General features: G+C 50.8%; 17 protein-coding genes. 15 read left to right on the forward strand and 2 right to left on the reverse strand.

What is annotated here, in order from left to right; genetic code table 11:
- The first annotated feature begins 11 nt into the window (after positions 1 to 11).
- The 4 genes from H9I36_RS04860 (at position 12) to H9I36_RS04875 (ending at position 3,635) form a co-directional block, all read left to right on the forward strand.
- Positions 12 to 830: a carbohydrate ABC transporter permease gene (locus H9I36_RS04860; RefSeq protein WP_187384252.1), complete on the forward strand. Its 819-nt coding sequence runs from the start codon at positions 12 to 14 to the stop codon at positions 828 to 830.
- Complete coding sequence (locus H9I36_RS04865) at positions 830 to 1,531, forward strand: MBL fold metallo-hydrolase (RefSeq protein ID WP_187384253.1); 702 nt, start codon at positions 830 to 832, stop codon at positions 1,529 to 1,531. Before H9I36_RS04860 ends, H9I36_RS04865 begins: the two co-directional genes overlap by 1 nt.
- A 503-nt stretch (positions 1,532 to 2,034) precedes the next feature.
- A complete protein-coding gene (locus tag H9I36_RS04870; RefSeq protein ID WP_187384254.1) occupies positions 2,035 to 2,751 on the forward strand; it encodes an MmcQ/YjbR family DNA-binding protein in 717 nt (238 codons plus the stop codon).
- Between the two features lie 17 nt (positions 2,752 to 2,768).
- Positions 2,769 to 3,635 carry an NAD(P)/FAD-dependent oxidoreductase gene (locus H9I36_RS04875; protein ID WP_187384255.1) on the forward strand — a complete coding sequence of 289 codons (867 nt, stop codon included), beginning with the start codon at positions 2,769 to 2,771 and terminating at the stop codon, positions 3,633 to 3,635.
- 102 nt (positions 3,636 to 3,737) lie between these two features.
- On the opposite strand, the gene H9I36_RS04880 is transcribed toward H9I36_RS04875, so the two are convergent.
- On the reverse strand, positions 3,738 to 4,748 hold the full coding sequence (locus tag H9I36_RS04880; protein ID WP_187384256.1) for a LacI family DNA-binding transcriptional regulator: 1,011 nt from the start codon (positions 4,746 to 4,748) through the stop codon (positions 3,738 to 3,740).
- A 112-nt stretch (positions 4,749 to 4,860) separates the two neighbouring features.
- On the opposite strand from H9I36_RS04880, the gene H9I36_RS04885 reads away from it, so the two are divergent.
- The 5 genes from H9I36_RS04885 to H9I36_RS04905 all read left to right on the forward strand — a co-directional run bounded on the left by H9I36_RS04885 (position 4,861) and on the right by H9I36_RS04905 (position 11,632).
- Positions 4,861 to 6,747, forward strand: a complete 1,887-nt coding sequence (locus H9I36_RS04885; RefSeq protein ID WP_187384257.1) for a PfkB family carbohydrate kinase — start codon at positions 4,861 to 4,863, stop codon at positions 6,745 to 6,747.
- Between the two features lie 138 nt (positions 6,748 to 6,885).
- Positions 6,886 to 7,992, forward strand: a complete 1,107-nt coding sequence (locus H9I36_RS04890; RefSeq protein ID WP_255422661.1) for a GSU2086 family protein — start codon at positions 6,886 to 6,888, stop codon at positions 7,990 to 7,992.
- A 127-nt stretch (positions 7,993 to 8,119) separates the two neighbouring features.
- Positions 8,120 to 9,652, forward strand: coding sequence for a sugar ABC transporter ATP-binding protein (locus H9I36_RS04895; RefSeq protein ID WP_187384258.1), 1,533 nt, complete (start codon positions 8,120 to 8,122; stop codon positions 9,650 to 9,652).
- A gap of 5 nt (positions 9,653 to 9,657) precedes the next feature.
- Complete coding sequence (locus H9I36_RS04900) at positions 9,658 to 10,668, forward strand: ABC transporter permease (RefSeq protein WP_370586948.1); 1,011 nt, start codon at positions 9,658 to 9,660, stop codon at positions 10,666 to 10,668.
- A gap of 58 nt (positions 10,669 to 10,726) precedes the next feature.
- On the forward strand, positions 10,727 to 11,632 hold the full coding sequence (locus H9I36_RS04905) for a substrate-binding domain-containing protein (RefSeq protein ID WP_187384260.1): 906 nt from the start codon (positions 10,727 to 10,729) through the stop codon (positions 11,630 to 11,632).
- A gap of 439 nt (positions 11,633 to 12,071) precedes the next feature.
- On the opposite strand, the gene H9I36_RS04910 is transcribed toward H9I36_RS04905, so the two are convergent.
- The gene (locus H9I36_RS04910) at positions 12,072 to 13,034 is read right to left on the reverse strand and encodes an ROK family protein (protein WP_187384261.1); all 963 of its coding nucleotides are present in this window, start codon (positions 13,032 to 13,034) and stop codon (positions 12,072 to 12,074) included.
- A gap of 419 nt (positions 13,035 to 13,453) precedes the next feature.
- Between H9I36_RS04910 and H9I36_RS04915 the strand changes: the two genes are divergently transcribed.
- The 6 genes from H9I36_RS04915 to H9I36_RS04940 all read left to right on the forward strand — a co-directional run bounded on the left by H9I36_RS04915 (position 13,454) and on the right by H9I36_RS04940 (position 20,656).
- Positions 13,454 to 14,797, forward strand: coding sequence for an APC family permease (locus tag H9I36_RS04915; RefSeq protein WP_187384262.1), 1,344 nt, complete (start codon positions 13,454 to 13,456; stop codon positions 14,795 to 14,797).
- Positions 14,798 to 14,958: 161 nt separating this feature from the next.
- Complete coding sequence (locus H9I36_RS04920; protein ID WP_187384263.1) at positions 14,959 to 16,542, forward strand: peptide ABC transporter substrate-binding protein; 1,584 nt, start codon at positions 14,959 to 14,961, stop codon at positions 16,540 to 16,542.
- Between the two features lie 94 nt (positions 16,543 to 16,636).
- Positions 16,637 to 17,566 carry an oligopeptide ABC transporter permease OppB gene (gene oppB / locus H9I36_RS04925; RefSeq protein ID WP_187384264.1) on the forward strand — a complete coding sequence of 310 codons (930 nt, stop codon included), beginning with the start codon at positions 16,637 to 16,639 and terminating at the stop codon, positions 17,564 to 17,566.
- Positions 17,567 to 17,584: 18 nt separating this feature from the next.
- Positions 17,585 to 18,634: an ABC transporter permease gene (locus H9I36_RS04930; RefSeq protein ID WP_187384265.1), complete on the forward strand. Its 1,050-nt coding sequence runs from the start codon at positions 17,585 to 17,587 to the stop codon at positions 18,632 to 18,634.
- A gap of 7 nt (positions 18,635 to 18,641) precedes the next feature.
- Entirely contained in the window at positions 18,642 to 19,658 is a 1,017-nt protein-coding gene (locus tag H9I36_RS04935; RefSeq protein WP_187384266.1) for an ABC transporter ATP-binding protein, read from the forward strand.
- A complete protein-coding gene (locus H9I36_RS04940) occupies positions 19,655 to 20,656 on the forward strand; it encodes an ABC transporter ATP-binding protein (protein ID WP_187384267.1) in 1,002 nt (333 codons plus the stop codon). The genes H9I36_RS04935 and H9I36_RS04940 overlap by 4 nt, the downstream gene beginning before the upstream one ends.
- Positions 20,657 to 20,778: the final 122 nt, after the last annotated feature.

A 20,778-nucleotide genomic window follows, 5' to 3' on the forward strand; every position in this document is an offset into this window, starting at 1 on the left:
TTGAGGAATATATGCATAACGAAGAAAAAGTAAAAACCGTTTATTATGTTATTTGCGCCGTTATGGCCGTCTTTTTTCTCGTTCCGTTCGTGTGGATGGTGCTGACCGCTTTTACGAAAGCGACATTCGTAATGAAAATTTTTCCGCACAGCGATTGGACGCTTGCAAACATTGCATACGTATGGAAGCAAGTACCGTTCCCGACGTATTATAAAAATACGATAACGATTGTTGTCTGCACATACCTCATTCAATTTATTACGATCACATTTGCAGCGTATGCGCTTGCGTGCTTAAAATTTAAAGGTAAAAGATTCGTTTTTCTTATTATCTTTATTCAAATGATTATCCCGAACGATATTTTGATCATGCCGAACTTTATGACCGTTTCGGATTTGCATTTGGGCGATACGAAACTCGCAATCATGATTCCCTTTCTCGGAAGCGCGATGGGAACGTTTTTACTTCGTCAGCATTTTAAAACGATACCTTCGGCGTTGAGCGACGCTGCGACGATCGACGGATGCAATACGCTGCAGATAATCCGGCACGTTTATATTCCGAATGCGCGGACGGCGTATATTTCGTTCGGACTGATTTCGGTCAGTTATCATTGGAATAATTTTTTGTGGCCGCTCATCGTTACGAATTCGGTCGAAAACAGAACGCTTACCGTCGGGCTCGCGCTGTTCGCAAAAAGTAAAGAAGCTGTATTGCAGTGGACAAACGTATGCGCCGCGACGTTTATCATAAGCATACCGCTCGTAGTTTTGTTCTTTGTTTTCCAGAAAAAATTTATTGAAAGCTTCGTTGCTTCGGGAATAAAATAATGGCAAAAAGAAACGTACTTCATTTTACAGGCATCGGTTCGGCATTCAATGCGTCGTTCGGAAACACAAATGCTTATTTTATAGACGGTACGACGCTTTTCATGTTCGACTGCGGCGAAAGCGTATACGCCCGTATGCTGAAGCTTTTGCAATCAAAGCGTATTCGACGGGTGATAATAATAATTACGCATCTTCACAGCGATCATATCGGGAGCTTGGGAACGATCCTTTCGTTTTGCAGTCACGTGGTGCCGAAGCCGGTGGACATATTTTATCCGACGCGGGCGATAGAGCGATTTTTAAAATGTATCGGCATAAGCGGCGATAAGTATACGCATCATCTTTCGGTACCGGAAGATTGGAACTTGTCCATCACCCCTTACCGCGTCGTTCATTCCGATATGATTGCGTGCTTCGGTTACGAAGTTTCGTTTAAAGGCGCGAGCTTTTATTACAGCGGTGACGCGCACGATATTCCCGATCCCGTGCTCAAAAAATTTCTCGATAATAAAATCGATCTTTTGTTTCACGAAGCGACGATCGATACCGCCGCGGCGGGGCATTGCAGCTATACGACGCTCGAACGGAAAATCCCCGTGTCGGAACGGAAACGCGTGTATTGTATGCATCTCGGAAGCGAAAAGCTTGCCGCGCTTTTGATAAAAAAGGGCTTTCAAATTCCGAAAATCGAAGTGCCGTAATTTACGGAAACGTTCCTTAAAATTGCACAGCGAGTAAATCTTCGGATTTAGGAGCCGTGCAATTCGTGCGCGCAAGCGCACACGTACATCCGCGAGTTTTCGAAAGAAAACTCGAAATTAAATTGAACGGCGCCATTTCACAAGTTCAATTTAAACCGTTCCTTAAAATTCAACAGTCGAACAAAATATCAATTTTGGAGAATGTTGAATTCGTGCGCGGAAGCGCACACGTACATCCGCGAGTTTTCGGAAGAAAACTCGAAATTAAATTGAACGGCGCTATCTCAGACGTTCAATTTAAACCTTCCTTAAAATTATACAGCGAGTAAATCTTCGGATTTAGGAGCTGGGCAATTCGTGCGCGAGAGCGCACCGTTTGTCCGATTTTCTCTCTCGGTATAAAAAAAGTAAAAACGGCGGTAACTTTCAGCTATAGCGGATTGTATCGCTAGCTGTCGCCGGGCGTTGACGCGCGCCGGAGGAGAGGCGTATACTGACTTTGCATGACGATCGAAGAAGAAATCTTTGCGCGCTCGATACCCGATTTTTCAAAACTTGTGAAATTCGGTTTTATTAAAAACGGCTCGAAGTATTCGTTTTCCGGAAAATTTTTAAACGGCGATTTTACGGCCGACGTCGTTGTCACAGGCGGCGGGGATGTCAGCGCTTCGGTATTCGACGTACAGGCGGGCGAACGCTATCTTCCGCTCAGGGCGAAAAGCCGGCAAAGTGCGTTCGTAAACGAAGTGCGCGAAAGTTACCGAGCGTTTTTGAGGGAAATTAAAAACGCGTGCTTTATGCCGCAGCCGTTTTTGACGGATCAGGCGAACCGGATCGCGCGCGAAGCGGAAAAGCTTTTCGGTGATAAAATCGATTTTCCGTTTTCGACCGCTCCCGACTACGGCGTATTCAGAAATCCCGAAAACCGCAAATGGTACGGAATCATTATGAATATACCGAAAAGCAAAATCGAAAAGTCGGGGCGCGCTGCCTCTCTTTCGGCAGACGCTGCGATCGTCGAAATAATCAACGTAAAAATCGATCCTGAAAAAAGTATCGAGCTGAAAAAGCGGCGCGGTTTTTACGATGCGTATCACATGAGCAAAAAAAATTGGATAACGATTGCGCTCGCCGGCAGCGTTTCCGACGGCCTTATCTTCGATTTATTAAAAAAGAGCCGTGCGCTCGTGTCGCCCCGCCCTTGTCGTACGCGCTCATAAATACGTATATTTAAAGCATGGAACGATACGACATCGCGATAATCGGGACGGGGCCGGCAGGTTTGTCCGCCGCGCTCACCGCAAAAATTCGCAATAAAAATTTCGTACTTTTGGGCAGCAAGCGTTTAAGCGAAAAAATCGAAAAAGCGCATACGGTACAAAATTATCTCGGTTTGCCGAATATTACCGGAAGCGATATGCAAAAGGCGTTTTATGCCCATCTCGATGCGATGGGGATCGAGATTACGGAAGCTCGCGTGCAGGCGGTATATCCGATGGGCACTTATTTCGGCTTACAGACGTCGATCGGTATGCTCGAAGCGGATGCCCTTATTTTGGCGACGGGCGTCGTCGCAGCAAAACCCTATCCGGGAGAGGAGCGCTTTCTCGGCAAAGGCGTAAGCTACTGTGCCACCTGCGATGCGCCGCTGTATAAAAATAAAACAGTTGCCGTCATCGCGTTCGGCACGAATGAAGAGAGCGAAGCGAATTTCCTCGCCGACCTTGCGGCGAAAACGTATTATGTTCCGATGTACAAAGGAGATGTGCGCGTGTCGGATAAAATCGAAATCGTGCGCGAAGTGCCGAAATCGATTGAAGGCGATACCTCCGTGCAAGCGTTGGTAACCGACGCGGGAAAGATCCGCACGGACGGCGTCTTTATTTTGCGCGAAGCGATTTCTCCGAGCCGGCTCGTATCGGGCATCGAAGTCGACAACAACCACGTGCGCGTAAACCGCCGCATGGAAACGAGCGTCGCCGACTGCTTTGCGTGCGGCGATCTTGTCGGTCCGCCGTATCAGTACAGCAAGTCGGCGGGCGAGGGGACGATCGCAGCTCTTTCTGCGGTAAGCTATCTCGATGCGAAAAAAAGGGGCGCGTAAATCGTACTGTTTTTCGACGCGGATTTCGATATATATCGGCTGTTCGGGAAAATGAAATTAAAAAATATTTTTAATTACAGAGAGGCGATATGACCTCTGCGACTATTCGGTACGGGACGTGAACGGGGACGATATTCCGCTCGATTCCCGCACGATCATCGACGGTGCGTACACGGTGCCCGTTTGCACATCTTTTTTCGAGATGATGTCGAGGAGTTTTTCCGCAGCGGTTTCTCCGATCCGGGATGCGTTTTGCGAAACTGTCGTCAACGCGACTTTGCACAGTTTTGCGAGCTTTATGTCGTCGTAACCGATGACGGAAACCTGTTCGGGGATCCGTATGCCGCTTTCGATCAGTTTGTGCAGCGCTCCGATCGCAACGTTGTCGTTCGTGATAAAGAGCGCGGTTTTTACCGTATCGATGCGATTCTTTTTTATTAAAATCGGAACGAGATTTTCTCCGTTTTCAAATGTACTTATGTGTTCATAACGGACGGCGCGCTTCGATTTCAGCGCGGCAAGGCAGCCGTTTACTCTGTCCGTAATCGTTTGGTGTTCGAAGCCCGATACGACGATGTACTGCTTTACGCCGAGTGTGTTCATGTATTCGCCTGCGAGTGCGCCTCCTGCAAAATTGTCGGATGCGACGTAGGGGCATCGGTGCGAATCCGGGATGCAGTTGAATACGACGAGCGGTATCTTCGCTTTTAACAGCATATTGATGCTTTTGCTCGAACTCGAAAGCGGGGCGAGCAGCACGCCGTCCGCACGTTTGCTTATGAGCGAGCGTATCTGCGCGCTCTCTTTTTCGGCGATCCATTGTGACGAATGGATTTCGAGCGAATATCCGTGTGCGGAAAGTACGCGGTCGACTCCTTCGAGAATTTCGACGAAAAAGAAATTCGCCATTTCGTTGATGACGATGCCCACGGTTTTTGTCGGCGTACCGCTGAGGTTTTGTGCGATCGTACTCGGCACGTAATTTTTTTTGCGGATGACGCGCTGTACTTTTTCTCTCGTTTCCGCTTTGACGATCGACGGATTCGTCATAACGCGGGAAACGGTCGATTTCGATACGCCGGCTATGTGTGCAACATCGTTGATGGTGATCATAGAATTATTATCACCCGTATTTTGCCGTTTTGCAACTTAAAATTTTTTATTGACAGACGGCCGGACATGCCCTATGATTTAATGAAACCGGTTTCATTAAAAAGGTGAAAATATGACCCTTTCGTTTTTGGATCAATTCGATGAAGCGGCTTTGGCGTCCGCATCCGTTGCCGTTATCGGCGATATCTGTATCGATCATTATTATTTTACCGATTCGGCGGTATCCGAAATTTCCGTAGAAACGGGGCTCGAAACGGTATCGGTTAAATCGAGCGAGTATTATCTCGGAGGCGCGGGCAATGTTGCCGAAACGCTTCGGACGCTCGGCGTCGGCAAAGTCGATCTCTACGGCGTTTCGGGCTCGGATGCCGAAGGCGCGATTTTGGAAGCGCTGTGCAAAGAACGCGGAATTTCGACTTCCGGCATCATCGTACAAAAAACGGACTGGCAGACGAACATGTACCACAAAATTATTAAAGACGGAAAAGAGCTGCCCCGTTTCGATTTGGGAAATTTCAATGTCGTTTCCGAAGCGACGCAAAACGAACTGCTCGAAAAACTCGATGCGTCGCTTTCCGAATACCGTTGCATCATCGTAAACGAACAGCTGCTTTCCGGTTTGACGACCGACCGTTTTATACGCGAACTCAATAAACGTATCGCTTCGACTTCGGGAAAAATCATGTGGCTCGTCGATACGCGGCACCGCATCGGAAGTTATGAAAACGTCGTCTACAAGATGAACGAGCGTGAAGCGCTCGCGTATTATAACGGAAAAGCCGGAAGCGAACGCTCGGTCGAAAAAGCCGCCGCCTCTCTTTCGGCGCGCTGGATGCAGCCGATCGCCGTAACGCTCGGCAAAGAAGGCGCGCTCGCAGTGCAGGACGGCAAAAGCCGCCGTGCACTCGGCATAGATTTTACGCAGCCGATCGATACGGTCGGAGCGGGAGATGCGTTTATTGCTTCGATGGCCGCGGCCCTCGTTTCGGGGCTTTCGTTTTTCGATGCCGTCGATGCCGCAAACCTCGGCGCATCGGCAAGCGTTTTGACGATGTATCGGACGGGGCATCCTTCGCTTTCCGATATGCGTTCCGTCGCGCACAATGCGATGTTTCGCTATCATCCGGAAATTGCGAGTTATACGGAAAAGCCGCGGACGCTTCCCGATTCGTACATCGAAATTATCGACGAAGCGGCATTCGAAAATCGCCGTGTCTATCCGCAGGTTGCGATCTTCGATCACGACGGAACGATCAGCGTACTGCGGCAGGGCTGGGAAAGTGTCATGGAAGCCGTCATGGTCGAAGCGGTGACGCAGGATGCGAGCGCGGATGAAGGTATGCGGAAGCGCATCACGGCGGACGTCAAAGAGCTTATCGATAAAACGACCGGTATTCAGACGATCATTCAAATGCAACTGCTCATCCCGATCATAGAAAAATACGGGCTCGCAAAGACAGTCCGTTCTGCGGAGGAGTATAAAGCGATATTCGTCCGGCGCTTAAAACAATCGATGCAGGAAAAAGTCGGTGCGCTGCGTCGCGGTGAATTGAATGCCGACGACGTAACGATAAAAGGAGCTCGGGATTTTTTGCAAACGCTTTTTGAAGCGGGGACGAAATTGTATTTGGCGAGCGGCAGCGATCACGACGACGTCGTGCGCGAAGCGGAACTGCTCGGCTATGCGCATCTGTTTACCGGAGGCATCTTCGGTTCGGTCGGCGATCCTGAAAACGATCCGAAAAAAATCGTCATTCAAAAAATTATTAAAGAGCTTGCAGGGCGGGGTATCCGTCCGGAAGGCTGCGCGGTTTTCGGTGACGGGCCGGTCGAAATGCGCGAAGCGCACGAAAACGGATTTTTTGCAGTCGGCGTTTTGTCCGACGAAAAACAGCGCTTCGGCGTCAATCGGGCAAAGAGAGCGCGCCTCGTGCTTGCGGGGGCGGACGTATTGATTCCCGATTTTTCGCAGATACGCCGCATTTACGGCGGGGCGTAATCGGTGCGCGATTTTCGCTATCCGTTTCGTACATCGATTGAATAGCATGGTTTGAAAATAAATAAAATTATGCGGAGACAGCGTTGTATCGATTGGGATGATATTTTTATCGGTTAATAATTTTTGATAAGGAATGCCATGAGTGCGATGAAATTGTTCGACAGGTCGGAGATGCGCTATTTCCCGCTGTCGGAAAGGAAAAACAAAGTTTTCATCGAACGCGATTACGTCGATGAAAAAACGTATAAAAGCAACGCATCTCCCGAATTGCGCCTTCGCGCCGAATGCATTGCGGACGAATTGCGGAAAGCGAAAGAGGCGGGCGCTTCCCGTATGTGCGCATTCGGCGCGCACGCGATCAAAAACGGGCTCGGTCCGCTGCTTTCGAAATTCGTTGCGGAAGGATGGTTTACGCACCTTGCAACGAACGGCGCCGGCGTCATCCACGATTGGGAATTTGCGTTTCAGGGACAAAGCAGCGAAGACGTCCGCGCGAACGTCGTGCTGGGACAGTTCGGCACGTGGCAGGAGACGGGCTTTTCGATCAACGCGGCGATCGCCGCAGGCGCATACGAAGGGCTCGGTTACGGAGAAGCCGTCGGCAAAATGATTTCGAAAGGCGGCATCGATATTCCGTCGTCCGAAGTGCTTGAAAAGGTCGTCTGCGATAAAAACGCTCCGCTTTCAAAACGTGCGGCGGCCGCCGATTTTCTCGATGAGATACGTTCCCTCGATCTGCCGGAAGGGCGCTTTTTGGCGATAGCGCATCCGTATAAGCGTTTCAGCGTACAGGCTGCCTGCTATGAAAACGGCGTGCCGTTTACCGATCATCCGATGTTCGGCCACGATATCATCTATACGCACAAAGCGAATAAGGGAGCTGCGATCGGGAGGACGGCGGAAGTCGATTTTTTACGCTATGTTGCATCGGTGAGCGGTTTGCAAAACGGCGTGTATTTGTCGATCGGATCGGCGGTGATGAGTCCGATGATTTTTGAAAAAGCGCTGTCGATGGCGAGGAACGTTGCGATTCAAAACGGGCAAGAGATCCGGGACGCCGCGATCCACGTATTCGATTTGCAGCGCGAAACATGGGATTGGGGAAAGGGCGAGCCGCCTGCGGATAATCCCGCGTATTACCTGCGCTTTATGAAAACGTTCAGCAGGATGGGCTGCCCCGTCGATTACACGTCGGCCGATAATCGCGACGTATTGGTCGAGTTGTACAGGGCGCTGCACCGGTAGCCGGCGATTTGTTTTCCGGCCGCCGATTCGATGTAAAAAAATTCTTTGACTTTTCGAAAATGAAGCCGTATAATTTATGGGAACGGTTTCATAAATCGGAGACTGTTTCAGAGAACGAGGGGCTCTTATGAATCAAAAAGTAATTGTGGATATGCAACATATCTACAAATCGTTTTTCGGCGTGCATGCACTCGACGATGTGTCGTTCGAATTGCGAGAAGGCGAAGTGATGGCGCTGCTCGGCGAAAACGGAGCAGGAAAATCGACACTTGTCAAAATCATCTCCGGTGTCTACACGCGCGACGAAGGCAGCATGAAGCTTTTCGGCAAAGACACCGAAATAAATCTTTCGCCGAAAAAAGCGCAGGAACTCGGCGTTACGATCATCCATCAGGAACTAAATATGTGCGGGCATCTGACAGTCGCGCAGAATATTTTTTTGGGACGGGAACTGTGTAGAGGTTCCGTGCTCAACGAACGGGAGATGAAAAAGCGCACGCAGGAAGTGCTCGACGAATTGCAGATGGACGACATCACGCCGGATACGGTTGTCGGCAATCTTCAAGTGTCGAAGCAGCAGATGGTCGAAATCGCAAAAGCGTTTCACACGAATGCGAAGATTTTGATCATGGACGAACCGACGTCCGCGTTGACGAGCAAAGAGATCGATCGGCTGTTCGGTATTATTAAATCGCTGAAAGAAAAGGGTGTCGGCATCATCTATATATCGCACCGCCTCGAAGAACTGCAGGATATCGCCGACCGCGTGACGATCATGCGTGACGGAAAATTTATCACACGCGGTAATTTTAAAGATATGCGCATGGACGAAATTATTAAAAATATGGTCGGCCGCGAAATCAAAGAAAAGTTTCCGCGCATATCGACGCCGAAGGGCAAAAAAATATTTTCAATTAAAAATCTTTCGTCGGGTAAAATGGTGCGCGACGTATCGTTCGACGTATACGAAGGCGAGATTCTCGGCATTGCGGGGCTTATGGGAGCGGGACGGACGGAGTCGACGCGCGCGCTGTTCGGAGTCGACGCGAAAGACGGCGGCACTATCGAACTCGACGGCAAAGAGATCTTCGTCAACTGTCCGACCGATGCGATCAGGCAGGGCGTCGTGCTTGCTCCCGAAGATAGAAAAAAAGACGGACTGTGTACGAAGCTTTCGATCAAAGAAAACATCGCGCTGCCGAATCTCGATATTTTGTGCAACCGCTTCGGCATCATCGACCGGAAAAAAGAAGCGGCGATGCTCAACAATGCGGTAAAGCGGCTGTCGCTGAAGATGGCAGGCGGCGATAAAGACGCGGCATCCCTTTCCGGCGGCAACCAGCAAAAGCTCGTTGTCGCGAAGTGGCTGTTGCGGGAAAGCCGCGTTATCATATTCGACGAGCCGACGCGCGGTATAGACGTTGCGGCAAAAGTCGAAATATACAATCTTATGAACAAGCTCAAGCAGGAAGGAAAGGGCGTCGTGTTCGTGTCGAGCGAACTTCCCGAAATTTTAGGCGTGGCGGACAGAATCGTCGTTCTGTGCGAGGGACGTGTGACGGGAGAGATGCCCGCATCGGAAGCGACACAGGAAAAAATATTATATCTTGCGACGCGTTTTCTTAATAAAAAAAGCGAAAAAGAGGAAAAAGCAGTATGAGTGAAATGCAAAAAGAAAATCCCGTAAAGCGTCTTTTTGAAATTCGCGGCATGGGACAAGTGCTCACCGTCACGGCGGGGCTTATCGTGCTGAGTATCGCGTTCGGCATCGTAAACCCCGTATTTTTCAGCAGCCGCAACGTCGGAAACCTTTTGCGCCAAATCGCACCGATACTGCTCATCGGTATAGGGCAGTCGTACGTACTCATTACCGGCAACATCGATTTGTCGATAGGCTCGCTTATCGGCATGAGCTGTATGATCAGCGCGACGCTTATGACCAAAGGTGTGAACCCGTGGGCGGCTGTCGTGATCACGCTCGTGTGCTGCCTCGCCATAGGTGCCGCAAACGGATTGCTCGTCGCGCTGTGCAAGCTGCCTCCGTTTATCGCGACACTCGGTACGATGACGATCGCGCGCGGCATTGCGCAGATCGCGAACGGCAACTACAATACCGATTCGATCGGAGAAGCGGCGGAAGGCTTCCGCAATTTTTTCTATTACGGAAAAACGCTCGGCTTTTACAATACGATTTGGATAGCGATCGTACTGTGGTTCGCTTTTAATTTTATATTGACGCGGACGCGGACGGGCCGCCATATCTACGCGATCGGATCGAATGTCGAAGCGGCGCGGCTTTCGGGCGTCAACATCGTGTCGACGACGCTGAAAGCGTATCTCGTGTCGTCGTTCGTTTCGTGTGTAGTCGGCCTTATCACGTGTGCGACAAGCGGCATGGGTACGATGGACAGCGGAAACGCGTACGAATTGTATGCGGTCGCGGCGTCCGTTATCGGCGGCGTATCGACGCTCGGAGGACAAGGACTTTTGTTCGGTACGGTTATCGGCGCGTCGATTTGGGGCGTGCTGCAAAACGGATTACAGTTTGCGGGTGCACCGGTCGCGATCAGAAATATCGTTATCGGCATTATCGTTATCCTTTCGGTATTGCTCGATATCATCGTGCGTACCGGTCGTCACGTCGGCAAAAAATCGGCAAAGAATTCCGCTGCATAAAATGCAGAGAATATATTATTAATTATTATTAATAATAATAGACAATCAGGAGGAAATTATGAAAAAAGGTATTACCTTTATCATCGCAGCGCTTCTTTTGGCGGGATCCGTATTTGCAAACGGCAAACAGGATGCGGGTTCGAAAAAAGTTTATTTGATCACGATGGATCAAATGGACCAGCACTGGGTCAACGTCAATCAGGGTTGCGAAAAGGCGGTAAAAGAAATCGGCGGCATCACGTACAAGTGGCTTGCTCCCGATGTAAAAGACGACAACAAACAGATCGAGTGCATCAACAATGCGGTCGCCGACGGTGCGAATGTTATCCTGCTTGCGGCAAACGGTCCGACGGCGGTGCAGTCCGCGTTGAAAGAAGCGGTCGCGGCGGGCGTTAAGCTCATTTATGTCGACAGCCCTGCGAATTTTCCCGGAGAGCAGACGCTCGCGACGGACAATAAAGCAGCAGGCGTAACGGCGGGCAAAGAGCTTATCAAAGCGCTTTCGGCAAAGGGTATTACGTCTGGCTCGATCGGCATCATCAACACGAATGCAGCAACGACGTCAACGCTCGACCGCGAAAACGGATTCCGCAGCGCGTTTGTCGGAACGCAGTTCAAAATCCTTGCAACGCAGTACTGCGAAGGCGACGCAGCGCGTTCGAAAGATGCCGCGTCGAATTTTATCGCGCAGGGTTGTGTCGGTCTTTTCGGTGCGAACGAAGGTTCGACGGTCGGTGTGGGAAGCGCGATCGCCGAGTCGAACGGCGCTGCAGTCGGCGTCGGTTTCGATAAATCCGATATGATCATGAATTTGATCCAGCGAGGTTCTCTCATTGCGACGATGGCGCAGAACCCCGACGTGATGGGATACGAAGGTATGAAGAGCGCTGCAAAAGTACTCAACGGTGAAAAGGTCAGCCCCGCCTACTATGATACGGGCGTTTCCGTTTTGACGAAAAAATAAACGTGCCGAATGAGCGTGTGAGAATTTAAAAATATCGTAATGTAATCGATCAGCCCCGGCGCTCTGCGCCGGGGCATTGTATTTTAAACGCTTGCACGAATATGCGTTTGACAAGTGCCGGTTATTGTATTCCTGTTGCAAAGTGTGAACCGCTGCTCTCATCAACAGCTGCGCCCGCAAAATTGCGACAGTCGCTTCCAAAGCGCGGTATTCAAATACGCGGAGTTTTCTTCTCGATCCTACGCCGGATGCGGAGGGCGCACTCGCAGATCTGCTGCGAGTGCGGTGCGGTAGCACGGAAACCCCGAAGCAAGCCGGTTCTTCCGAAAGTCCCGTCCTAAAAAAATTTTTATTCGTGCGGCGACACATCCGTATCCGATCGCGTCAGTCCGCACCCGTTCGATCGGGTTGTATATGCTCCCGAACCCGAACAATTCGCTTATCCGTTTTTGCAAGCGGCGGCTATCGCGGCATAATCGCCGATGGCGTTTCCGAGCGCGGCGGGTACGATGCGGCAGCTTTTTCGCGGAACTTCGAGCGCTTCTCTTTCTACGGTGAGTTCCATCGAAGCGCGCAAAAGATTTTCCGAGCGTGCGAAAATGCTTCCGATGACGATGCATTCGGGATTTAATAAATCGATCAAAAGGGCGAGTCCCCGTCCGAGGTATTCTCCGGATCGCGCGTAGATGCGCCGTGCGAGCTCGTCTCCGGAATCGGCCGCCTCCGCGATCGTTTTTGCGGTGATCGCTTCGTCCGGTACGGCAAACAATACCGATCGTTCGCCCGATTTTTTTGCATCCGACACCATCGATCGACCGAGCCGCGCGATGCCGCCTCCGGAACAGAATCCCTCAAACGATCCGCGCTTTCCGTAACCGAGCGGTCCTTCTTCCGCAAGTCTGATGTGTCCCGCTTCTCCTGCGAGTCCGTTCGTACCTTCATAGAGCCTGCCGTCGAGGATGAGTCCCGCTCCGAGTCCCGTACCGAAGGTCAAAAATATGAGATTGCGCGTACCCTTTCCCGCACCGAATTTCCACTCGGCGACGGTGCATGCGTTCGCATCGTTTTGCAAAAATGCGGGAACGGAAAGCCGCGTTGAAATATAGTCTGTAATGGGGACTGCATCCCAGCCGGGAAGATTCGGCGGCGACATGACAAGCCCCGCCTTTTCATCGAGCGGACCGCCGCAGCTGATACCTGCCGCCGCCGGATGCAGCGAGTGTTCGGCGATGATGTGTTTTGCCGCAGCGATAAGCGCATCGAGCGTTTTTTGCCACGGTACGCGGCCTGTGGCGATCTGCTCCCGTGCGATAATCGTACACGCATCGTTCGCCCAATCCGCACGTGCGGCGACGACCGCGCATTTCGTTCCGCCGATATCGAATCCGATGTAATCGTTCATAGGTAGAATATAACGTAAAAAGAAAAATCGTTATATAGCCCGTACTTGCCGTATAAACGCACAAAGACGATAAGACGGTTTGCAGTGAGGCTTGCCGCTTTTGTCCGATGCCTGGTGAGAGCGTAAAGGAAGTATAGAGAATAAAATACAGCCGGTATTTTAACGACTGTCAAAATCCGGCTTGACTTCTGCAACGGAGGGTCGTATTATTCAGGAAAAGGTAAGCGAAGGTAGAAGTCAATATAGGAGCGGACATAGGGTCTTCGGACATGCTACAGGCAGTGCGGTTCAACTCCCACCGCCTTTGCTTACCTTATTTTTTTAGCTTTATAATCTCATTGAATTTATTAATTTCTTTAGTGGACATAATATGATTCCTATATTGTAATTCAAAATCGCAATGGTTTCGGACAACTTGTATGAATACGGTATCGGCGAAAAAAGGCTTGTCAAAATTCGACGTCCTCAATCTCGTAATCGGATCGATCATCGGATGGGGTTCGTTTATTTTGCCGGGTACTTTTTTTCTGCCGAAAGCGGGCGTGGTGAGCACGGCAATCGGTCTTATCATCGGCGGATTTTTTATCGCGATCATTCAAAAAGCATATCAAGTGATGCTTTCGTGTCACGTCGGCGAAGGCGGTGAATTTTCGTATGCGCTTTCGAATCTCGGAAAGGTTCACGGCTTTGTCGTCGGCTGGTCGCTGAGTCTGTGCTATTTGAGTATGATACCGCTCAACGCGACTGCCTACGTTCTGATTTTGCGCAAAATTTTCGGCAGCGCGGTGCTGTGGGGGCACCTGTATACGATCGGCGGGACGGACGTGTACGCCTCGGACATCGTTATCGCTTCAATACCCATCATCGTTTTTACGCTTGTCAATTTGCGCGGCCTGTCGCTGAGTGCCTGCATTCAAAACGTCATGAGCACATCCCTCGTCGTCATTGTCATTGCTCTCTTTTTTATCATCCTCACTAAAAGCGATTTGGAAAATTTTTCACACAATTATTTCGGGGCATCGCAGATCTCGCCCGCAAAAATCGCTCCGGTCGTCGCCATCGTTCCGTTTTTGTTCGTCGGTTTCGATGTCATCCCGCAAGTGTCGAACGATCTCCGTTTTTCGCCTGCAAAAGCGCATGCGACGGCAGTCGTCGGGATCGTGTTCGGTGTCGTCATCTACGCGCTTTTGAATATGATCGCAGGCTTGAGCTACGACCCCGAAAAAGCGTCGAAGCTTGAATGGGCGGTTGCATCTTCGGTGACGGAAAAAACGGGGACGGTCGGTTTTGTGTTTATGTTGATCGCGCTTTTTTCGGCGGTTACCGGCGGCATAAACGGCTTTATGATCGGCAGCAGCAAACTGCTCGGCGCCATCGCAAACGAAAAATTGAGTCCCGCGTTTTTGGGAGAAAAAAACGCAAAGGGTTTGTATCCGAAGGCGATTTTATTTATCGCAGCCGTCAGCTTGATCGGACCGTGGATCGGCAGAGAAGTGATCATCCTTATCGTCGATATGGCCTCCGTACTCGCGGCGTTATCGTACGGATACGTCGGTTTCGTCGGCATAAAAAAAAGCGTTTCCGCTTTCGATAAAGTATCGAGCGCTCTTGCGTGCGGCATCGGTTTGCTGTTTATCGCACTGCTCCTCTGGCCGACTTCTCCCGCACGGCTGAAAAACGGCTCGATCGTCTTTTTGATCGCATGGACTGTATTGGGGATATTGTTTTACCGTTTCGGTGCGAGCCGGAGATCGAAGGCATAGCGTAAAAATATCGGCCACTCATCGTGCCTTTCGGCGGGTATTTTTGCCGTGTCGAACGGCGGAGCCGGCGGATTTTCTTTTTTACAACAGCGGACATTTTTTTCTCGACATTTAATCAAATACTTTGTACAATATATCCGTAAAAGTTTTATGGAGGTTATATGAAAAAGCTATCGGTATGGGCTCTTGCGCTCTGTGCCGCCGTGCTGTGTTTTTCGGCGTGCGGCAAAAAGACCGCTTCAGGCGCCGAGTTTATTATCAGCAACGGTGCCGAGCCGCAGTCGATCGATCCGACGCAGATCGAAGGTGTGCCCGAACATCGCATTTTTTTGGCGCTGTTCGAAGGTCTTGTCGGCTATGACGTAAAAACATGCGAAGCCGTTCCGGGCGTTGCGGAAAGCTGGGAGCGCAGCGCGGACAACACTGTTGTGACGTTCCATCTGCGCAAAACGACATGGAGCGACGGTACGCCGATTACGGCGAAAACCTTTGTCGATTCGTGGCTCTATTATATGTCGCCGAAAACGGCTGCAGTCTACGGCTATATGCCGGCTTTGGTTATCAAGGGTGCAAAAGAATACAACGAAGGAAAGGCTCCTGCGAGTTCCGTGGGCATCCGCGCCGTCGACGATTATACGTTTGAAGTGACGCTCGTCGGTCCCGTTCCCTATGCGGTCGATATGATGGCGCACTATGCATTCTCGCCGCTTCCGATGCATGCGATAGAAAAATACGGTTCCGAATGGATTAAAAAAGAAAACTTCGTCGGCAACGGTCCTTTCGTACTCGAATCGTGGGTGCCGCAGGATAAGCTTACCGTCGTTCCGAACGATAAGTATTGGAACAAAGAAAATATATTTTTGTCGCGCATCACGTTTTTGCCGATCGAAGACAGCGTTACCTCGTACAACAAATACAAAAACGGCGAAATCGATTGGAACTCGTCGAGCGCTCATATCCCCCCGGATTTAATCGATGAAGTGGTGCTCCGCGACGATTATCAGTGCGCACCGTATCTCGGTTCGTATTATGCGTTTTTCAACGTAAACAATAAAACGCTCAAAGATGTCCGCGTGCGCAAAGCGCTCATCCTCGCTCTCGATACGAAAGAACTCGTCGAAAAAGTAACGAAGGGCGGAGAGCTTGCGACCGGTGCTTTCGTTCCCGAAATGGCAGGCTATACGCCGCCGAAGGGTTTTTCGTTCGACCCCGATGAAGCGAAAAAGCTGCTTGCCGAAGCCGGCTATCCCGACGGTAAGGGCTTCCCCGTGCTTACATATATTTTCAATACGAACGAAAAGCACAAAAAAATCGCCGAATGGGTGCAGCAGCAGTGGAAGAAAAATCTCGGCATCAACGTCGAATTGCAGAATATGGAATGGAATTCGTTCCTGACAAAGCGGCAGGCGAACGACTTCGAAATCGCGCGCGCGGGCTGGATCGGCGACTATAAAGATCCGTCGAACTTCCTCGAACTGTTGACGACGGGCAGCGGAAACAACGACGGACGCTACAACGTTCCCGAATTCGATAAGCTCGTCAGCGATGCCGCCCGTATGCCGGCGGGGCCTGAACGTATGAAAGTGCTTGAAAAGGCCGAATCGATTGCGATCGGACGGGACGCTGCGGTCATCCCGATGTACATCTACGTTTCGCAGTGCCTTATCGATTTGAATAAATGGGACGGCTGGTATTCGAATGTCCTCGATATTCACTCGTATGTGGGCTTAAAACCGAAAAAATAAAAAAAATAAATTGCAGAAAATGTAATTTTCTGGTACAATAGACGGAACGGTCTAAAACGGCTGTTCCGTTTTTTTTTATACCGGAGTACTGTATATGGGAAAATTTATTATAAAACGTTTACTCGGTCTCATTCCGACGCTTTTCGTTATCATTACACTGAGTTTTTTTATCACTCGGCTCGCACCGGGCGGCCCCTTTGCAAGTGAAAAAAAAGTTCCTCCGGAAATCCTCGCAAATCTCGAAAAGCAGTATCACATGGACGAACCGCTGCTTAAGCAATATATCCGTTATGTTGTCAGTGTCCTCCACGGCGATTTGGGACCGTCGTTCAAAAACAAGGATTTTACGGTCAATCAGCTTATCGGCTCAAGTATGCCGAACTCTCTTCTGCTCGGCGTCATCGCGCTTGCCCTCGCTATGCTCTTCGGTATTACGTTCGGACTCATTTCCGCAGTAAAACAAAACACGTGGGTCGATTACACGACGATGTCCTTTGCGAGCGTAGGTCTTTCGGTGCCGCTTTTCGTCGTGGGGCCGGTCGCGGTGTTTGTCTTTGCGCTTACGCTCAAATGGCTTCCGACCTCGGGCTGGATCACGGGGCGCTACGGATGGAAAACGCTCATCATGCCGGCTTTTACACTCGCTCTTCCCCGCTTTGCGTCGATTGCCCGGCTCACGCGCGCGAGCGTGCTTGAAACACTGCGCTCCGATTATGTGCGTACCGCTCGTGCAAAGGGTTTGAAAAATTCGGTTGTCATGGTAAAGCACGTACTCAAAGGCGCGCTGCTTCCGGTCGTGAGCTACCTCGGTCCCGCCTTTGCCGGTATCGTTACTGGTTCGGTCGTTATCGAACAGGTGTTTCTCGTGCCGGGTATCGGAAACTTTTTCGTCAAATCGGCGCTCAACCGCGATTATACGCTCATCATCGGTACGGTCATCGTGTATTCGGGTATCCTCATCGTTATGAACCTTATCGTCGATATTTTGTACGGATTCCTCGATCCGAGAATCTCTTATAAATAACGGGAATATTAAAACGCTATGATTAAAAAACAAAAAAAAGCGACAAACGAATTCAATCAGGAAATGAAATCGGTGTCGCTGACGGCGGATGCGTGGAACCGCCTGCGAAAAAATAGAATGGCGTATGTGAGTTTTTGGATAGTCGTCGTCTATGCGCTCGTTGCACTTTTTGCGCCTGTGCTGCCGTTTTATCCGTATGCGCAGCAAAATCTCAATCATACGAATCTTCCGCCGTCGTTTCAAAAAGCGGGAGCCGTCGAACTCGTAACGCGCAAAGCGTATTTTGCAAAAGTGATGGCAAAGGAAAAGCGCAGCGAATACAACGCTGAAGAACGGGCGGCGATCGCTGCGATTGAAGAGCGCAATAAAACCGATCCCGAACAGAACCGTCGCTATATTTTGGGTACCGATTCTCTTGGCCGCGATATGCTGTCGCGCACGGTGTACGGGGGACGCATCTCCATGATGGTCGGTCTTATCGGTACGGTGACTGCGCTTCTCATCGGCATCGTCATCGGTGCGATCGCGGGCTACGCCGGCGGAAAAATCGATTCGTTTCTCATGCGCTTTGTCGATGTCATGTACGGACTGCCGTATATGCTCGTCGTCATCATTATGATGGCGATTGTCGGGCGAAACGTCGCCATCCTCTTTATCGCGATCGCGCTCGTGTCGTGGCTCACGATCGGCCGCGTCGTGCGCGGACAGGTGATGAGTTTGAAAAACATGGAGTTCGTCCTTGCCGCCCGTTCGATGGGAGCCCGTCCGTGGCACATCATCATGCATCATCTTATTCCGAATACGGTCGGCATCATCATCGTGTATACGGCGCTGTCGCTTCCGTCTTTTATCATGAGCGAAAGTTTTTTGTCTTTTCTCGGACTCGGCATTTCTGCACCGCTTGCGTCGTGGGGTTCGCTCATTGCGGACGGCGTGCAGGGTATGGCGCTCTATCCGTGGTGTCTGCTTGTGCCGGCAGTCGTCATGACGGTGTTTTTGTTTGCGATGAATTTTTTGGGCGACGGCGCACGCGATGCATTCGATCCGCAGTCGAAAAACAGGGTGTGAGGCATATATGACGGACGAAGTGATTCTACAGGTAAAAGACCTCCGCACCTATTTTTACACCGACGCGGGAGTCGTAAAAGCCGTCGACGGTTTGACTTTCGACCTGCACAAAGGCGAAACGCTCGGACTTGTCGGCGAGTCGGGTTCGGGAAAGAGCGTTACGAATCTTTCCATTATCAATTTGATTCAGACGCCGCCGGGAAAAATCGAAGGCGGGGAAGTGCTGTTTAACGGCGAAGATTTGTTAAAGATGAGCGATGCGCGCTTGAGGGAAATACGAGGCGACAGGATCGCGATGATCTTTCAGGATCCGATGTCATCTCTCAATCCGTATCTCCGGATTTCGACGCAGATGATCGAAACGATATGCCTGCATCAGGGGTTGAACAAAAAGGCTGCAAAAGAAAAAGCGATCGAAATGCTGAAGCTTACCGGCATCCCTGCGGCGGAAAAACGTATCGACGGATACCCGCATCAGTTTTCAGGCGGTATGCGTCAGCGCGTCATGATCGCAATGGGGCTGTCGTGCAATCCCGACATACTCATCGCGGACGAACCGACGAGCGCACTCGATGTGACGATCCAGGCGCAGATACTCGATTTGATGCAGGATTTGACCCACCGTCTCGGAACCGCCGTCATTTTGATAACGCATTCGCTCGGCGTCGTTGCCGGAGTGTGCGACACGATCGTCGTCATGTACGCCGGCCGCATCGTCGAACGCGGTACGACCGAAGACATCTTTTACGACACGAAACATCCGTATACGCAGGGGCTTATCAAATCGGTGCCTCGTCTTGACCGCGACGACGAAGGCAGGCTCTTTTCGATCGACGGGCAGCCGCCGAACGTCGTCGATTTGCCCGACTGTTGTCCGTTTTATCCGCGCTGCCATAAGGCATTGCCCGTGTGCAAAAACCGCTATCCGCCCGTAGTGGACTTTTCCGGTACGCACCATGCGGCGTGTTGGCTCTATGCGCAAAAAGACGGCGGAACGTTTACCGCAGAGGACACGACCAAATGAGCGACAATATCCTTGAAGTACATGATTTGAAAATGCATTTTTCCGACGGGAGCGAAGGACTTTTCGGCGGCAAAAAAAAATATATCTACGCGATCGACGGCATCAGTTTTGACATAGCGAAGGGCGAAACGCTCGGACTTGTCGGCGAATCGGGCTGCGGAAAATCGACCGTCGTGCGGACGGTCGCGCATCTGTACAAGCCGACTGCGGGAAAAGTAATGCTCGACGGAAAAGATTTGACGAAGATGAAAAAGTCGGAAATGATCGCAGTCCGGCGCGATATGCAGCTCGTGTTTCAGGATCCCTATTCGTCGCTCGATCCGCGCATGACGACGTCGGAAATCATCGCCGAACCGATGCGCATTTACAAAAAATACGGACTGCTCGATATAGCCGAAGCCGACATAACGTCCCGCGTCGAACACCTCATGGAACTCGTAGGTCTTTCGAAATTTTTCAAAAACAGATTTCCTCATGAATTTTCAGGCGGTCAGCGGCAGCGCATCGGTATCGCACGCGCGCTTGCGCTGAAACCGCGTCTCATACTCGCCGACGAACCCGTTTCCGCACTCGACGTTTCGATCCAAGCGCAAGTGTTGAACCTTTTTAAAGACATTCAAAAAGAGATGGAGCTGTCGTATCTGTTTATCGCGCACGATTTGGCGGTCATCAAATATATTTCCGACAGGATCGCCGTCATGTATCTCGGCAAGATCGTCGAAACGGGCGGCTATAAAGACCTCTATGCGAATCCGCTCCATCCGTACACGAAAGCGCTGCTTTCCGCCGTTCCGATCCCCGATCCGAAAGTCGAACGGCAGCGCCAGCGCATCATATTGAAAGGCGACGTGCCTTCTCCCGACACGCAGCGTCCGGGCTGTTATTTTTACGACCGCTGCCCGAACCGCATGGAAAAATGCAAACAATGCCAGCCGAAATTCGTAAAACCCGCACAAGCGGCGTCCGGGCACTCCGTTGCGTGCTTTTTGTACGAGTGAGAAGACGGGAACACCCGCTTTTTGCGCGGCGGCTGTTCCGGTTTTGCCGGAAGCGATGTCCGTCCGCATGTTAAAAGCGGGCAGAAAACGCTGCTGTTTTTTACGACGATGTGCATCGGTAT

It is taken from the genome of Treponema sp. Marseille-Q4130 (assembly GCF_014334325.1).
Lineage (GTDB): Bacteria > Spirochaetota > Spirochaetia > Treponematales > Treponemataceae > Treponema_D.

Coding starts and splice junctions, on each gene's coding strand:
- H9I36_RS04890 (WP_255422661.1), top strand. CDS start 6,886: ATGAGTGCGATGAAATTGTTCGACAGGTCGGAGATGCGCTATTTCCCG.
- H9I36_RS04905 (WP_187384260.1), top strand. CDS start 10,727: ATGAAAAAAGGTATTACCTTTATCATCGCAGCGCTTCTTTTGGCGGGA.
- H9I36_RS04860 (WP_187384252.1), top strand. CDS start 12: ATGCATAACGAAGAAAAAGTAAAAACCGTTTATTATGTTATTTGCGCC.
- H9I36_RS04900 (WP_370586948.1), top strand. CDS start 9,658: ATGCAAAAAGAAAATCCCGTAAAGCGTCTTTTTGAAATTCGCGGCATG.
- H9I36_RS04940 (WP_187384267.1), top strand. CDS start 19,655: ATGAGCGACAATATCCTTGAAGTACATGATTTGAAAATGCATTTTTCC.
- H9I36_RS04865 (WP_187384253.1), top strand. CDS start 830: ATGGCAAAAAGAAACGTACTTCATTTTACAGGCATCGGTTCGGCATTC.
- H9I36_RS04910 (WP_187384261.1), bottom strand. CDS start 13,034: ATGAACGATTACATCGGATTCGATATCGGCGGAACGAAATGCGCGGTC.
- H9I36_RS04880 (WP_187384256.1), bottom strand. CDS start 4,748: ATGATCACCATCAACGATGTTGCACACATAGCCGGCGTATCGAAATCG.
- H9I36_RS04930 (WP_187384265.1), top strand. CDS start 17,585: ATGATTAAAAAACAAAAAAAAGCGACAAACGAATTCAATCAGGAAATG.
- H9I36_RS04935 (WP_187384266.1), top strand. CDS start 18,642: ATGACGGACGAAGTGATTCTACAGGTAAAAGACCTCCGCACCTATTTT.
- oppB (WP_187384264.1), top strand. CDS start 16,637: ATGGGAAAATTTATTATAAAACGTTTACTCGGTCTCATTCCGACGCTT.
- H9I36_RS04885 (WP_187384257.1), top strand. CDS start 4,861: ATGACCCTTTCGTTTTTGGATCAATTCGATGAAGCGGCTTTGGCGTCC.
- H9I36_RS04915 (WP_187384262.1), top strand. CDS start 13,454: ATGAATACGGTATCGGCGAAAAAAGGCTTGTCAAAATTCGACGTCCTC.
- H9I36_RS04895 (WP_187384258.1), top strand. CDS start 8,120: ATGAATCAAAAAGTAATTGTGGATATGCAACATATCTACAAATCGTTT.
- H9I36_RS04875 (WP_187384255.1), top strand. CDS start 2,769: ATGGAACGATACGACATCGCGATAATCGGGACGGGGCCGGCAGGTTTG.
- H9I36_RS04920 (WP_187384263.1), top strand. CDS start 14,959: ATGAAAAAGCTATCGGTATGGGCTCTTGCGCTCTGTGCCGCCGTGCTG.
- H9I36_RS04870 (WP_187384254.1), top strand. CDS start 2,035: ATGACGATCGAAGAAGAAATCTTTGCGCGCTCGATACCCGATTTTTCA.